Genomic DNA, 16,107 nt, shown 5'->3' on the forward strand with positions numbered 1-16,107 from the left:
TCAATTATTTTGAAAAAAAGTAGAGTAAAAAGAAATCCCCCAGTTTTTCTGAATTGGTTCTGAGCGTTTTTAAAGAACGAACCAACTGGGTTTTAACCGTAGATAAAGACACACCTAACTCATCAGCTGCTTCCTGATATTTCATGCCTCTTAGATAAACACATTTTACAACTTCCTTTCCTCTTTCCGGAAGTTTTTCTATTTCATCATGAATACGTTGAACGATTTCTTCTTTATTGGATTGGTACTCTTCGTAGATACGATCAACAGATTCAATCTCTTCGGTATGCTTTAACACATCTGTTTTTCGAAGTTTGTTGAGAGCTAAATTTTTTACTGAGACATGAAGATAAGAAGGGAGTTTATCAGGATTCCAGTTTTTATAGATTTTCTTTCTCCAGATTTTCACGAAAAAATCCTGAACCAAGTCCTTGGACATATCCAAATCGTTGAGAAAAGTATCAGCCCATACGACAAGTGGTTCAAAATACTTCTTAAATAATAGATTCATTCCCTGCTTGTTATCAGAGGATAAAAGATTGCAAATATATTGGTCAGAGATTTTCATTATAGGCCAAAGAATGCAAAAAAAATCTGTTCACGCAAATCCCTAAACCTACGGGAGTAAAAAACCACCCCCGAATCGGAGGTGGTTTTACCTTAATCTATCTAATAAACAACAAGTCTGATTGATAATTATTATTAATGATGAGCCACATTAAAAGATCGTTTAACGATCTGCTCATTCCCTGCCTTATCCTTTAAAGTAAGGCATAAATCATAATCTCCAACAATGGCATTCTCATCAACTTTGATGTAAAAATCTAAAAGCCGGGACTTTGCACCACCAATTTCAGGTAAGGCATTCCCCAAAGCATCCTTTTTATAATAACTTGAAAATGCATCAGCAAATTGATCAGAATTCATGCCACCTTTGGTAATCACAAGACGATACGAATCAAGCTCCTGATCATCTTGCAAAAAGGCGTTAAAGTGTAAATTCTCTCCTCGTACAACTTCTATATTACAAGCTGGATTTCTCAAGTCAATCTTAGGTGGTATCTTATCGATTTCACGATCCAACTGTTTTCCAAAACTCAACATTGGTAACAGAACTAAAAGCAAAGCTCCATATTTAAGATATCTCGTTCGTTTTAAAGAAATTTTCTTTAATGGGGTTAAGTGTTTCATAAATTAAACTTAGTGACTAACTATTTTATAAAAACTAAAAATAAAGAATCTCCTGCTTCAGAAAAATATAAACCTGGCACCTCTTTGTCCCGCTCCACGAATGTTTTACTTTCCCTACATCAATGGCTTGGAAAATTTGATAAAGAAAGAAAAATAATTAAAGATATAAATCTTTAATAAAACGTGTACTATTAAAACACCAAACTTCTTTTATTAACATACATATAGTTATTTAAAATCAATCAATTACGCCTCGGACAATTGGGTAGTTTAACCATTTCGTAACTTGTTTCAAATGTTGATTCGACACAATCCAAAGGGTCGCAGCAAGTATGGCAAACACGCTTAAATGCTCTAAACTTTTTCAAGTTCACCCCAGTTGCCATAAACGCCTCCTTAATGGGTTCATCCCTCATCAAGTCTGTACTTAGATATTTTTTATTGTCATCTGCAAACACCGTCACTACAACAGAATCAGGACCTAATTCTTCCTGAACTTTTAAAGCCCCTAAAAAATTGGCTCCTGAAGAAATACCAACACCAAGTCCAAGAATTGAGGATAATTTTTGAGCCATAATAATTGCATCTCCATCGTCAACACTTACAATATCATCCAATTCATCCAGTTTTACAATTGAAGGAATAAATTCATCAGAAATCCCCTGAATACGATGTTTACCCACTTTATGTCCGGTTGACATAGTCGGTGAATTCGAAGGCTCCAGGGGGTGAACTTTAATTTGTGGATTTTGTTCCTTTAAATATTTTCCCACTCCCATGACCGTTCCACCCGTACCAACACCTGCAACAAAAGCATCCGGAGTCAGATTTCTATATTGTAGTTGCCACCATAATTCGGGAGCTGTTGTGTTGTAATGGGCTTCGCAGTTGTCCCCATTAGAGAACTGCAAGGGTAAGAATGTTTTTTCGTCTTCAGCAGCCAAGTTATTGGCCATCTCAATACTCCCAAGGAAACCACCTTCTTCTTTACTTACCAAACGAATATCAGCACCATAACTTTTCATCAAATTAATCCTTTCCTGACTCATCCAATCCGGCATAAATATCGTTACGGGATGTCCCATAGCCCTGCCAATGCCCGAAAATGCAATTCCTGTATTCCCACTGGTGGCTTCAATAATTCGATCCCCCTCTTTAAGCTTTCTCAGATTATATGCTTTTTGAATAATATGAAAGGCCATACGATCTTTGATACTACCGGTCATATTCAGATATTCTGCTTTAGCATAAATGGTTCTAATCTTATTTTTGTATTCAAATTCAATCGCTAACAATGGCGTATTGCCTACTAATGATGATAATCCATTAATTCTTTTACAAGAAGTTTCATTTTTCATATTCTAATCTTAGGTTTAGGTTTCATAATCTTTAACAGATAAAGATAAAAATATCTCAATCTATTTATAAGACCCCTAAATTAACAAAATGGGTGAATGAGATTAAAAAAAATTCATACTTAAAAACCTATAGAAAATATATGATACTAAATCTGTCAGATATTTAGAAAGATATCACGTCTCAAAAACAAAAAAGAATTCGTCCTACACATTTTCGAACTAAAGCCTATCACGTAAAAAGCCATCCCAAGGGATGGCTCATGTTTTAATAAAAGTTGTTATAATCTCTTAGCCTCTTAAAAAAAAAGAGAGGGCATCCATTTTTGGACACCCTCTCTACAACTAAACAGACTTAAAACAGTTCTCCGGATTGTGATTTGAATGATCCAAAGGACAATATCTTATTGACGCAATAAAAACTACATTATTTTATCAAAAGGAGAACAAAAGTCTTACTCACTATCTTTTACCAATCGAACATACATTCTTTCAACAGATTGTTTATTACTATTTCTTTCAATATAGTTACTCGTTCCATTAAAAGCTCTATAGAAATAAGATACATTATCTATATTAGTAGAATTGGTCCAAAAGTAAGTATACATCGTACTTCCTTTATATGAAAAAGGTGGCATCCAAGAATATTTCCCTTTACTATAATATCCGCCTGGGACAGCACTAAACAAAAAGTCATTGGTGGCTTCTGTTCCGGTAAACCAATCTGAATTAGGATCAAGGAATTTTGATCCATAATCATATTGTTTACCTATTTCGTCTGCTTGAGCTTGCGACATACCTGCAAAAACACTTATTTCTTTCCAGTCTGCATCTGTAGATACATGCCATCCTTCAGGTGCAAGATCATCCAGTGCGTAAGCCGTATACATCACACCATATTTATTGAAATTTTCATCTGCTTTCAGATCACTTACTGTAGTTGATTCAGCAACATCAAAACCATAGACTGAACAAATTTTATTTGCATCATCAGAGCTTATTACATATGGAATGTAAGCTAAGTTTTGAGCTAACCAAGTCTTTCCAGCAACTGTAATTGTTTTGTATTCTTTACCATCACGAACATCAGTCCATGTTCCTTCTATTACATTAGGCTTCTCTTTAGTCGTAAATTCAATAACTTCACTTTCTGCTTTAGCACTTTGTGGGTCACGGGTTACAATTTTTGCAAAATATTTAGTTGCAAACTCTAAACCTTCGAGAGTAAAAGAAAGTTCAGATACATCTTTTTGCTTTAAATCAGACTCATCAATTGTTTCATCAAGGCTAAGGTAAATATCGTATACTAATGGCTCAGGAATTAAATTACCCTCACTATCCCGAGACTTATCCGGATCAATAGAAGCAGACCAGTTAATTACTACATTTAATTTATCATCAACTATTAATTCATCAATTTCTGAACTCAAAACCGGAGCTGTAGGAATGGTATTAATTGTAATAAACGAGAATACATCACTTGATGTTTTTCCACCTTCGCTATCAATAGCAATAACTTTCCAATAGTAAGTCGTGTTACCTCTAAGGTTAGAAAGAGTCAATTCTGTTTCAGTAAAATCTTTCTTATAAGGATAGTTCTCGTTGATTTCTTCATTTGTACCATAAAAAACAGTGTATGAAACAGCATCCTGGTCAGCATCAGTTGCTGCAGACCACACTAGTTTAGTTGAAAGCGACACCTGATCAAAACCATTAACTGGAGAAGTTAATTCAGCTTTAGACGGTAATGTATTGCTTGTTGTAAAACTAGCTACATCAGATTCAATTGTTGCGCCTTCAGTATCTGTAGCAACAATTTTCCAGAAATACTGAGTGTGTCCATCTAAACTAACAGCAAATTCAGATTCTGAGATATCAGTAGCGAGTACATTGGCTTCAGCAAATGAATTTTCTTTAGAAAGGTAAACCGTGTATTTCAAAACATCGCCATCAGCATCAGCAGCTGTCCACTTAAGGCTTATGCTTTTTTCTACATCAGTCGCCTCATTAGCAGGAAATTCAAGTCCTGAAATAGCAGGCGCTGAATTCTTTGTTGTAAAATAACGAACTTCTGATTCTGCACTGGCCCCATCTTCATCAGAAGCAACGACCTTCCAAAAATACTTCGTATGTGATTTAAGTGCTGTTTTTAATGTAAATGTATTCTTATCAATATTATTACCTTTTAAATCTTCAGCAACAAATTCTTCAGTTTCTGAAACATAAACATCATAAGTAACAATATCATTATCCGGATCGATACTTTTTACCCAAGTTAGAGTTGGTTTTGTTTCCTGATCAATGGCTGCATTCTCCGGAGCAGATAATGTCGCTGCCTCTGGTATTCTATTTTCCTTTTCGTCTTCGCAGGAAAACATACATAATAGTCCCAGGCTTATAAAAGCCAATTTAAAATAATTTTTCATATAAATATATTATTTAGGGTTAGGAACAAGGTGTACAATGCCTTAATACAAAGTCTTTGTACACCTTGCAGGATATTTATTCTTTCGTATAAAATGAGTTTGCTTATGGTTTAAATAAGCATTTGAATTAATAGAGTCGGGTATAGAAATAATCATTAGGATTATCCTGAGAAATAAAATCCCAATCAATTAGTCCTCCCTCAACAGTTCGTCTGATGTACCATCCTCCTTCATTACATAAATAATCGACAAGTTCATTAAATTCTTTATTGCCTTTAATCGATTCAGCAATAGGATTTAAATCTTCTCCCTTTTTAACGACGCAAAACTCACCTGGCAATCGTTTCATAGCGACACGATCTTCTTGTATCTTTTTTATCTCTAAGGGAACAAAGTAGAAATAGAACTGGGTTTTATCTTCGAATGAGAACAATAAGCCTTCTCCAAGGCTTTTGCCTAATGTATAATCTTCATTAAACACGTCGTCGAAAACCGGATTGCCATCCTTATCAAATTTTGGCATACGTTGCTTGTAATCAGTTACAATAACCATATTTTTTATAAGCGTATTAGCTCGTTTCATGGCTATATATTTATCCCATACCTGACCAAAACTGGCACGCAGCTTTAAACTGTAATGATCCATTATTTCGTCATATACACCAGGAACATAATAGGTTGGAAGTTTTGTACAGTACAAATAACCTTTTAAATCGGACTTTGCTAATTCATATCGATGCTTATCCTCATTGTAGACGAAATACTGAATTTCAGAATCTTCAATTTTAATAGGTGTACTTAAGCCCATCCCATCATGATCAAAATAAAGCATTTTTTTACCGGTGTAGAATTCTCCTTTGTAATTGAAATTATAATCAGCTGCAATAGCCATCGAACTTAAATCCATTCCCAATACGATAGGTTTATCTTCAGTGGCACCTAATCCGGATGTTATGGCCAGGTTCATGTAACTGTCAGTTCTTTGCGCACTCAGATAGTTAACGTATTTTTGAATGGAAGAAAAGTCAGATAAGTCTCGATCTGCCTTTTGCAATTTCAAGATGCCATTGTTGACTTTCCCTTTCAATACAATTTCAGTCTTGTCTTCAGAAATCGATACAAAATTAAATTCTACATCACCACCATAACCATTAGGAGCTTTAACATTAGGATAACTAAACGAGGTGAAATTTTCATTAAACGTATTAAAAACCAACTCAATATCAGCTTCCGAAAAAATCTTAAACTCACTCACAATGGCATCATCAACCATTTTTGATTTAATACTTACTGTATTGTCCGCATTGAAATGGACAATATTGTAGGCCATATATTCGATTCCGCTTCCTAAGGAATAATTCATTTTCCAACCAAACTCAGGCTCGGTTAATATCTCTTTATATTCTTTAATTGTTGACTGTATCCTCTCGTCAGGCAATTCGTCAAACTTATTGTCAAAATCATTTTTACCACATGATGATATTCCAAAACTGATTAAGACAAACAATATGATATATCTAATTTTCATAATGAATTTCATTTTAATATGATCAATAATCTATTCTTCTGAATTTTCAAGAATTAACTCATTTGTTGCAATTTCAATTTTACCTTGCAGTTCAAATAAATCAATCCCCCATTCAGTTTTGTAATATTCTGTTATAATATCAATTTTTTCCAGTAGAATTGATAAACCTCTTGGACCAGATTGATCCTGTTTCAATGTAAGCGAGCCATTTTTATTTTGAACAAGTCCAATACCACACATATACAATTTCAACTGAAAGTCTGTTAGAAGCATATTAACCAAATTACCCGTCACAATACCGTATTCATTCTTCTCGGGCACTGTCCTCTCTATTGGAGTATTACTGTTTTGAACAGTTGTTAGAATTGTAGCAACGATCTCAACAAAATCTTCACTATGTTTTGACATACTATAAGGAGATATAAAGCCAAGTGTATTTGCCTCTAATTCACCATAATTGTACCAGGCTCCGGTATAGTTGCCCTTTGATAAATTCATATACTCGGTAGGGTAACTGATTTTTTGATGCAAAATGTGAGCAAATTCATGATGCATTGTATGAAACGATTTAGACATTCTTTCCAGATCTAAATTGTCAAAAGAGTCAACATCAAATACACTCACCTTTCGTCCCCCTTCAGCAAGACCGAGTGTCATTGTTCCATCATCGTTATACTGAGGTGTTCCTACCAAATAGATTAGTTTTGGAACATAGGTTTTGATAAACTCTTCACCACCGACTTCTTCGTAGGGTTTAATCCATATTTTGTATAAAGCCTTCATAAATTGCTCAGCTTTCTCCTTTCTTGGTGGAGTTACATGGAAATTATTATCAACTTCACTATCATCCCATTTCCATTTAATTTCCATATTATAAGGAACAGTGAATGTTTCATACAACCATTTGTCGAATTCACTTTCGTGAACCTGATCTACATAAATAATTGACTCTTCGCGTAAGCCATCCTCTTTATCACAAGAGAATAGTGCGAAAATTGACAAAATGCAGATAAATTTTATATAAATATTTTTCATCAGTCTAATTTTATCTAGGGTTAGCTTCTATGCCTTGAGATTGAGCATTCTGAGGAATTTGCAATTGTTTTCTAGGATCTTTATCACTTAAAAGGGCTTCACTTCCATCAGCAAAATAGTGGCGAACCTGAGTATTAAATCTCTTGTGATCGAACCAACGCATACCTGTATAATAGTATTCTTTTCTTCTTAAGTCATATAAACAATTCATATAGACTCTTTGTGTATCATCAAGTGTGTAAAATGGATTCAAACCATACTTGTAGTTTGATTCTTTATACTCATTTTCCATTTTAGTAAAATCCACCTTATGCGTTACAGAATTATAATTTTTAACTCTTTTACTTAAGTAAGAGTCCATATCGGCAGTGACTGCTTCATAGTTTTTTAACATGGTATTGGCTTCCATACGTAGGAACAAAGCTTCTTCCACATCAACCAAAACACTCATAATCATGTAATAACCTATATCACTATTCAATCCAGTCTTCTCGGTATGATATCCCCATTTTGAAAAGAAAATATCCGGGTCACCACCATATAAATCCCATATCCAATCGGCGCCAACAAAACTCTTTCTAAAAACAAATTTGTGAAATTCAATACTCATGGCGTATTGATAACTGCCATGGAAATAAACGAACCAACTACTATACTGAGGTGTTACAAGTAAGTTTGCTTTTTCGCTCGTTCTCCCCCATTGAATGATTGCTTCATTAATGTCCATTCTGCTATACTCACCAGTAAGATCACGTAATGATTCTGCAGGATTAGATGAAAGAACCATATTGGTGTGTTCCAAAACTTTATCGAACTCACCCTTTAGGCTATAGAAACGAGCAGCAAAAGTATGCGCCGCCTTTTTATTCCAGTGTAAAATTTTATTGTCGTAGGCATTGTCATCAATATATTTTAAACCTTCAACAATATCCTTTTCAAGATTTTCATAAACTTGAGCAACTGTACCACGAGTGTAGGTAGTCAAAACATTTGTTTCCGGTTTTGTTACATATGGAATCCCAAGATCAGTTGTAGCCGTTTCAGGATTATATGTAGGCGACCAAAGGTTAACCAACATGAAATGACAATAAGCTCTCGCAATTAAAGCTTCACCATAAAAAGGCTTTGCTTCTTTTGTAATCTCACCATTAACTTTGCTTTTCTCAATAGCATCCAAAGCATGGTTGGCCTGTTTGATAGCAGAATAGCATCCTGTCCAATATGAATCAGGCGTGTCCTGCGTTGTTAATCTAAAATCAAGCCAATTATAAGCGTCACTATTGATTTCATTTTTCTTTCCACTTTTACCCTTATCAGTTGCATTGTCGCTCATAGCATAACAAAACATCTGGTGATTTTGATCCGGGTAAGCATGAGTTAATAACTCTCCTATTTTTTCCGGAGAATCAATAACTGTTCTATCATCTGGCATCTCATCCAAAAAACTATTACATGAAGTAAAAGCTAAAAGGCAAGTTCCTAGTAATATGTTTATATAATTTCTCATATGGTCTTATTCTTTACAAATTTAACTTCAGGCTCAATGTATACTGGCGTGATACCGGAAGAGCAACACCACCATTTCCAAAGAATTCAGGATCTTGCCCATTTAATGCTTTATCAGAGTATAACAGGAATAGGTTTGTTCCCGCTGCTTTGATACTTGCATTGCCAATACCAACTTTTTTAAGCATTTTTTTAGGTAGATTATACGAAAGAGATAATTCCTTTAGTCTAATAAAATCGCCTTTTGCAACTCGTTGGTCAGAATAGTTATAAGCATTATACGTTGATTCCAAGCCTGTCCCAAACTCTTGGTAAATTCGCTTACTAACAATTGTAGGAATGTTGGTTATTTTTTCATCTCCGGCTTTCATCCATCGGTTTTTCATATCCTGAGGCATCGCATCCAAATCGCTGTATATTGCATGAAAACTAGGGTAAAGACGAATAACATTACCAAATGAATAGGTGCAAAATACATTTAATGATAGATTCTTGTATTCAAAACGATTTGAAATACCACCTGTAATTTTAGGGTCGATACTTCCTTCATATTTTAAATGATCAACATCCGTATCCTGGAAATAAATATCCTTGGTCACACTCCCATCCTTATCGTAAAATGTGGGTAAACCTCTTTCATCCAAGCCTGCAAATGGAATTGAAAATAAACCTCTAACTGCACCCCCTAAAGTTGCCGCACCTTCTGCTTTAGTCAGACTTAAAATATTAGGTTGTCCGTAAAGCTTTGTGATCTCATTCTTATTATAAGCAAAGGTTAAGTTTGTGTTCCACGAAAAGTCATTTACTTCAACATTTCTGGTGTTTAAACTAAACTCAAAACCTTTTGATTCCATATCAGCATAATTCGCTAATTTCCATAGTTCCCCTCCAATACCACTTGTTTTGATAGCAGCAATTAAGTCGAATCCTTTTCTCATGTAGAAATCAGAGCTGATACTGATTCTATTGTTGAATAAACCCAAATCGAAACCAACATTTGTTTCATATTGTTTCTCCCAGGTTAATTCTGAATTCATCAAATTTGCAACACGTAAACCATTTTGAATTTCATTGGGGAAAGGGGCGACGGTAATACCACTTCTAAATACGGCCTTGCTATTAGTCGCAGGCCCCATACTTGCAGTCAGACCATAAGTTCCTCTAAAGCTCAGGTTCGATAACCATTCTATATCAGTCAGAAAATCTTCCCCTTTTGCATTCCATTTACCACTCACATTCCAGGTTGGTAACCAACGTGAAGCTTTAGAATCTCCTAAACGGTTACTTCCATCAACACGAACGGTTGTATTTAAGGTATACTTACCGGATAAACTATAGGCCATATTTGCAAAAAATGCCACAAATCGATCATGAGAATTCGAAGTTCCAAAGTATGGGAAACCAGCTTGAGTTAATTTTTTGATCATATTGGGATCGGTAAAGACAGTATTCCCTTTATCATATTGTATCCCATAACCGTCAAAACCAGTCGCTTCTCTATCTGCAGATCTGACTTCTTGTCCGAGCAATACATTTACCAAATGCTTCTCATTAAACGTATTGTTATAGTTGATTACATTTCTAAAATAGAAGTTCTTCAACATATTATCTTCACGATTGTAGAAACCTCCTTTTTCAAGAGTACTTACGGGTCTTTCGTTTGGATTTTCAGGATCAGTATATAAATATTTATTAGCATCCTCAATAGTTGCATCTCCAAGACCAGCTCGGTAAGCATTCGCAACATTTGAATTACCCGTCATTTTATGCGCCGAAGTTGACTTCACATAGCGCATATTCCCAACAAACTTGTAAGACAGATACTTATTGAATTGATAATCCAGATCGCCCTGAATACTTAAATCCAGAACATTCAAGTCGATATAATTGTTCTTGAATTCATCCAGAATATTAAATTTTGCATAATTCATTCTATTATATCTGTAAGTACCATCTTCGGCATAAGGAACAATGGTTCTACTGGTATTTAAAGCATATGAAAATGGATTGATATCGAACTCACGACTGTAATCCCCGTTTACAGCATCGGAAGTACGACTGAATGTTCCAGGAGCCTTTTGTTCACGAAAGCTACCTTTAGTTGACATCCCAACTGAAAGTTTATCATTCAATTTGAAATTACCCTTCATATTGATTGTATATCGATCAACTTGATCTGCAATTGTCCATCCATCATCGTGTAAAAAACTTGATGACACATAAAAATTAGCTGTTTCAGAACCCCCACTTAAACTAACAGAGTGGTTCTGCATTAGGCTATTTTTAAAAAGAAGATCGAACCAATCGGTATTTGCTTTTTCATATTTTTTAAGGTATTCCGCACGGGCATCAGGTGTATTCATTAAACCATATGAACCATTGTTAAAAGAATTGATTGCATCGTACATTTGAAAGTAAACACCACCATCTTTACTTCTCATCATCTCAGCATGTCCTAACCATTGCTTGCGTTCCATCTCACGAAAAACAGACATCTGATCCTGAGAATTTAAGATGTCATATTGCCCATAATTAGGCTTGCTTTTAATCGTGTATTCTGATGTTACATTAACTTTAGCTTTACCTACAATACCTTTTTTGGTTGTAATATTAATCACACCATTCATCGCTCTGGCTCCATAAAGAGCCGTCGCCGAAGCATCTTTCAAGATCTGAAAATCGGCAATATCTTCAGCATTTAAACCCGCAACCGAACTACTAATTAGAGTTGAAACATCACCTGATGATAATTGATCAGGACTGACATCAATCACATCTTCAAGCACAACGCCATCCACAACCCAAAGCGGTTTTGTATCACCATAAATTGAAGAGGCTCCTCGTACACGAATTTTAGGAGCAGCACCAAAAGTTCCTGAAACATTTTGCACACTTACACCAGCTACTTTCCCTTCCATCATTCTACCAACATCACTTAAACCAGATACTTTAGCATCTTCAGCATCAAGTTTGGTTGCAGAACCTGCAAATAATTTCCGATCAATTTTCTGGTAACCAGTACTGACAACTACAGTAACCTCTTTCAATTGCTCCGAAGAACTTTTCATCACGATATCCAATCGCTCCTGATTGCTGATCACAACTTCCTGCGATTGCATGCCAATAAAAGAGATCATAAGTGTTACGCTTTGCCCGTCAGGAATATCCAAAGAGAAGTTTCCGTCAAAATCGGTAGACACCCCATTGCTGGTTCCTTTCACCACCACAGAAACACCCGGCAGAGTTTCCTTTGTTTCGTCCGTAATGGTCCCAATCAGTTTTCGTTTCCCGTCTTGCTGTAGGGGCACTGGCACCGGATTGGGTTTTATCACAATCACATTGCGATCCAATTCGTAAGTCAGACCCGTATTTTCCAACACACGGTCGAGAACCTCTTTTACCGTTTCGCCATCCGCTTCAACCGAAATATGGTGAACGCCTTTGATTTCATTCAGGTTATATAAGAAACCCAATTCAGTCTGAGATTCAATCTCATAAATCAGGGTTTTAATATTAACATCGCTTAAGTTCAGGCTAACGCGAGCCTGCGACATAATACTCGCATTCAGGTTTAAACTGAACACAAAAAACAGGAGAATAAAGTTTTTCATAGCAAAGAGCCATTTCCTCCGAACTCCCCCTAAAATGGGAATTCGCAAAAGAAGCATTTTTTTCATAAATTTGTAAGGTTTAGGATTCACATATCATCCATATGGATGCTTATTTCTAAATAGCCGGGGTATACTGGTACTATATCCCGGTATTTTTTTTTATTTCTTATTTACGATAACCACACGATTTTCTTTCATTGTAAACTGCACATCCGTGGTTTTCTCAATCATATCCAACAACTCATTGCAATTTTTAAAGCGAGGTAATTTTCCTGAAAACTGGTAAGAACGAACCTCTTCGGATTGGAAAAACACATTGATGTTGTACCAACGAGAAAGTTTTCGGAGAATATCTTCGAGATTTTCCTCATTGAATATGAAAACACCCTCTCGCCAACAGGCATAAAGTGCGGCATTCACCTCTATAATTTCAAACTGATTATTCGATCTGGAAAACACGGCTTGTTCGTTCGGTTTTAAAACCTGTTCCACTGTCTGACCATATTTCGACGAAACTCTTACTTTCCCTTCGAGCAGGGTGGTTTGAATATTGGCCTCATCCTTATAGGCAGAAACATTGAAAGAAGTTCCCAATACTTCAATATCCATCGGACCCGTTTTCACAATAAAGGGGGCCTTTGCATTTTTAGTCACCTCGAAGAAGGCTTCCCCCTCCAAAATCACCTCACGTCGGTTATTGGCAAAACGAACAGGAAACTTCAAGCGGCTTTCAGAATTCAGCCACACACGGGTTCCATCTGATAAAACCAACTGATACTCCTCTCCTTTTCCGATCAGCAATTCGTTATAGGCAGAGGACTGTGTTTTTGTTTTCTTATCGACTGTCGTATAATTCAGGGTTCTTTCTTTATTTTCGATAATCACCTCGTCATTGGCTTCCTTCATACTCAAAGCCATTTCATCCAAGGCAATCTTTTTCCCGTTGCTCAAAACCAAATGTGCTGTTTGAGTACCGGGCTGAATCAGCGTTTTTGTTTCAGCAAACTGATTGGTATTGTAATTTTGCAAAAGCAAGTATCCGGCAATTAACATGGGAAGTGCAATGACTGCAGCATATCGCGCAACATTCAGCCACTTGCTTTTTAAAGAGATAAGCTTTGGAGCCCTATTCTTTTGAAAACGCGTCCACTCATCATCCAGATTAATCCGGTTGATGAATTCAGAACGCTTTTCCCGCACTTGAATACTCATCAAATCATCGAACATTTTTTGATGTTTCACATCTTCCTTCAACCACCGATCGAGTTGAATTTGTTCGTTGGCATCAAGACCTGTCCCCAGATAGCTGGAAAGTAAACGACTAATTTCTATCTTTTCAGATATGTTCTTTTTCATACGAAATACTAATTTCAAGTAAGATTTTCTTTACTTGTATTCTACAGACGACAAAACTGACAGGCCGGGTGGCTTGCCTTTCATTTTTTTTTCAAAACAGAATCTCAAACCAACATAAAACCCTAACTACCAAAGCAAACCGCATGCTGTTTTTTTTTATAAAAAGACACACGTATTCCCTATTCCGATTTAAGTATCCAATTGATTGCAAGTGATACATCTAAAACTGACTAAAAAAAGAAATGGGAGATTGATTCAGGTGAAACAGCTGTTCCAAAAAGCAGCCTGACTCACACAATTGACAATAAAATGGTTGGCTTAAATCCCTGACTATGCTGGAATCAACAATGGAATTGCTCCTATTCGAAAAACTGATAGAAATCGATCAAAAGAAAGACAACAAACTGATGCCCCAAAATTTCGCGGAGCTTTTTAAAGGCAGTGAGTTTATGTGTTTTTACGGTATTGATGGATATGTTTAATTCATCAGCAATATCCCGATTGGATAGGGATTTCAGATTGAGCAAAACAACTTCGCGAGCCTTATCGGGTAAAAGTGTGATAGCATCTTCGAGCTGACGGTAGGTTTCCTCCCGGATAATGTCAAGCACCACACTGTCATCGTCCCAAAGGGCGTCATCACGCAAGCCGTCGGTATGCAAATGACCGTTTTGCTTTTTACGCTTTTCTTTCTTCAGATAATCGAAACAGGTATTCTTTGTGGCCAGGTATAAATAAACCTTAAGAGACTTTTCTGATTCGAATTCAGTCGCCGAATTCCATATTTTCAGAAAAACCTCCTGCACCATATCCTTCGACAAATCTTCATCGTTCACAAAGCGATTGGCAAAAATACACAAGGAAGGAAAGTACTTATTAAAAATACCTCTGAAATCTGTTTTGCGAATATCTATCGTCCCTACTTGCTGAACCATTCAAATTATACTTTATGCAAACAAAAAAATGCGTAAGGGCAAATGTATAAGAAAAGAATTGAATTGCAAAAAATGCTAAACACCCTAGTTATATGAAATAAAGCAAAGCCAATTACTAACAAAACAAATGACAAAGTGAAACAGGTATCCAAAGTTTTTTCGCAGACGAATTTTGAAAACAAAAAGACAGATGCCAGGCATATCTTTTGAGTTTTTATCTAAGCTGATCCGACCAAAGAAGATTAAATAAAAATTTGTGAGAGACCTCACCCAAGCATTCCTTTAGGGCTTCTGTCCTTTTATCTACTAACTAAAATTCTACTACTAAAACAATTCAGAATTGAAATGGGGTGAGTCCTTTGTTCGATTTTTTTGAGATGGGCTAAATAAAAAGGCCAGCTCCAATTAACTGGGCTGGCCTGATAGCATGTATCTCAATCGTTTAAACATTTACAGATTTATTTTATAAATAATGGATTCCTTACCCACTTGAGCACCTTTTACAATATAATAAAAGGTATACTCACGCAGTTCAGGTAACTGCTCATCGAGCTTAGGACGCACATCGATATACTTGGTACCATTACACACATCTAAAAATGTGAATTTTGTTTCTCCATTTCGACGAGCGTAAATACGCACCCCATCCGTACCTTGTTTCGATATCTTGATAGCCGGGTAACCACCTTCTTTATTAATCGAAACAGTAGGCTGCATATCTTTGGTATCCTGATTCGTAAACGTAATGTCGATGCCCAAATCGATGCCCATGGCTCTTGTGAAATTGGGATGAGACATAATCTCAAGTCTACGGTTACGCATATAAGGCGTCAGTACCGATCTGGACTCATTGAGCTCCTCAATCTTGGAACTGGCATTGGCAACAGCGATATCCTTAGCCTCTTTTTTACTTATTACATCATCCATCACAGCAATATCTGCCGCAATTTGTTCATCCGTCAAGCCTAACACATCCTTATAGATTGGCAGCTTGTTTTTGTAGACAATGGCTTTATCCACATAGGCATTCTCTGGCCCTACAATAAAGTCATGTCGTTTTCTTATTACCGTCATAACATTTCGTATTTAATGTGTCTATTAGAACGTAACCTTACGAACACAAGAAAAAAATGCCTAAAGAACAGATACATGCTCAATCATGCG

11 protein-coding genes are annotated in these 16,107 nt (G+C 36.1%); all 11 read right to left on the reverse strand.

Annotated elements, in window-relative coordinates; translation table 11 throughout:
* Window positions 1–4 precede the first annotated feature (4 nt).
* The 11 genes from EV201_RS05105 to EV201_RS05155 all read right to left on the reverse strand — a co-directional run bounded on the left by EV201_RS05105 (window position 5) and on the right by EV201_RS05155 (window position 16,017).
* Window positions 5–568, reverse strand: coding sequence for an RNA polymerase sigma factor (locus tag EV201_RS05105; protein ID WP_130306305.1), 564 nt, complete (start codon window positions 566–568; stop codon window positions 5–7).
* A 134-nt stretch (window positions 569–702) separates the two neighbouring features.
* Window positions 703–1,191 (reverse strand): DUF4625 domain-containing protein, encoded by a 489-nt coding sequence (locus tag EV201_RS05110; protein ID WP_130306306.1) that lies wholly within the window; start codon window positions 1,189–1,191, stop codon window positions 703–705.
* Window positions 1,192–1,433: 242 nt separating this feature from the next.
* Window positions 1,434–2,549: a PLP-dependent cysteine synthase family protein gene (locus EV201_RS05115; protein ID WP_130306307.1), complete on the reverse strand. Its 1,116-nt coding sequence runs from the start codon at window positions 2,547–2,549 to the stop codon at window positions 1,434–1,436.
* A 452-nt stretch (window positions 2,550–3,001) separates the two neighbouring features.
* The gene (locus tag EV201_RS05120; protein WP_130306308.1) at window positions 3,002–4,972 is read right to left on the reverse strand and encodes a fibrobacter succinogenes major paralogous domain-containing protein; all 1,971 of its coding nucleotides are present in this window, start codon (window positions 4,970–4,972) and stop codon (window positions 3,002–3,004) included.
* A 127-nt stretch (window positions 4,973–5,099) separates the two neighbouring features.
* On the reverse strand, window positions 5,100–6,500 hold the full coding sequence (locus EV201_RS05125) for a DUF4302 domain-containing protein (protein ID WP_165389591.1): 1,401 nt from the start codon (window positions 6,498–6,500) through the stop codon (window positions 5,100–5,102).
* 30 nt (window positions 6,501–6,530) lie between these two features.
* The gene (locus EV201_RS05130; protein WP_130306310.1) at window positions 6,531–7,535 is read right to left on the reverse strand and encodes a substrate import-associated zinc metallohydrolase lipoprotein; all 1,005 of its coding nucleotides are present in this window, start codon (window positions 7,533–7,535) and stop codon (window positions 6,531–6,533) included.
* 10 nt (window positions 7,536–7,545) lie between these two features.
* Complete coding sequence (locus tag EV201_RS05135) at window positions 7,546–9,042, reverse strand: RagB/SusD family nutrient uptake outer membrane protein (protein ID WP_130306311.1); 1,497 nt, start codon at window positions 9,040–9,042, stop codon at window positions 7,546–7,548.
* 13 nt (window positions 9,043–9,055) lie between these two features.
* A complete protein-coding gene (locus tag EV201_RS05140) occupies window positions 9,056–12,718 on the reverse strand; it encodes a SusC/RagA family TonB-linked outer membrane protein (RefSeq protein ID WP_207224391.1) in 3,663 nt (1,220 codons plus the stop codon).
* A 93-nt stretch (window positions 12,719–12,811) separates the two neighbouring features.
* Window positions 12,812–14,008 carry a FecR family protein gene (locus EV201_RS05145; protein ID WP_130306312.1) on the reverse strand — a complete coding sequence of 399 codons (1,197 nt, stop codon included), beginning with the start codon at window positions 14,006–14,008 and terminating at the stop codon, window positions 12,812–12,814.
* 359 nt (window positions 14,009–14,367) lie between these two features.
* Window positions 14,368–14,943, reverse strand: a complete 576-nt coding sequence (locus EV201_RS05150) for an RNA polymerase sigma-70 factor (protein WP_130306313.1) — start codon at window positions 14,941–14,943, stop codon at window positions 14,368–14,370.
* A gap of 450 nt (window positions 14,944–15,393) precedes the next feature.
* A complete protein-coding gene (locus EV201_RS05155; protein ID WP_130306314.1) occupies window positions 15,394–16,017 on the reverse strand; it encodes a hypothetical protein in 624 nt (207 codons plus the stop codon).
* Between the last annotated feature and the right edge of the window lie 90 nt (window positions 16,018–16,107).

It is taken from the genome of Ancylomarina subtilis (assembly GCF_004217115.1).
In the GTDB taxonomy this organism is placed as follows: Bacteria; Bacteroidota; Bacteroidia; order Bacteroidales; family Marinifilaceae; genus Ancylomarina; species Ancylomarina subtilis.

Excerpts from the sequence above, each read along its gene's own strand:
- EV201_RS05155 (WP_130306314.1), bottom strand. The coding sequence starts at position 16,017 with ATGACGGTAATAAGAAAACGACATGACTTTATTGTAGGGCCAGAGAAT.
- EV201_RS05150 (WP_130306313.1), bottom strand. The coding sequence starts at position 14,943 with ATGGTTCAGCAAGTAGGGACGATAGATATTCGCAAAACAGATTTCAGA.
- EV201_RS05110 (WP_130306306.1), bottom strand. The coding sequence starts at position 1,191 with ATGAAACACTTAACCCCATTAAAGAAAATTTCTTTAAAACGAACGAGA.
- EV201_RS05130 (WP_130306310.1), bottom strand. The coding sequence starts at position 7,535 with ATGAAAAATATTTATATAAAATTTATCTGCATTTTGTCAATTTTCGCA.
- EV201_RS05145 (WP_130306312.1), bottom strand. The coding sequence starts at position 14,008 with ATGAAAAAGAACATATCTGAAAAGATAGAAATTAGTCGTTTACTTTCC.
- EV201_RS05120 (WP_130306308.1), bottom strand. The coding sequence starts at position 4,972 with ATGAAAAATTATTTTAAATTGGCTTTTATAAGCCTGGGACTATTATGT.
- EV201_RS05140 (WP_207224391.1), bottom strand. The coding sequence starts at position 12,718 with ATGAAAAAAATGCTTCTTTTGCGAATTCCCATTTTAGGGGGAGTTCGG.
- EV201_RS05125 (WP_165389591.1), bottom strand. The coding sequence starts at position 6,500 with ATGAAAATTAGATATATCATATTGTTTGTCTTAATCAGTTTTGGAATA.
- EV201_RS05105 (WP_130306305.1), bottom strand. The coding sequence starts at position 568 with ATGAAAATCTCTGACCAATATATTTGCAATCTTTTATCCTCTGATAAC.
- EV201_RS05135 (WP_130306311.1), bottom strand. The coding sequence starts at position 9,042 with ATGAGAAATTATATAAACATATTACTAGGAACTTGCCTTTTAGCTTTT.
- EV201_RS05115 (WP_130306307.1), bottom strand. The coding sequence starts at position 2,549 with ATGAAAAATGAAACTTCTTGTAAAAGAATTAATGGATTATCATCATTA.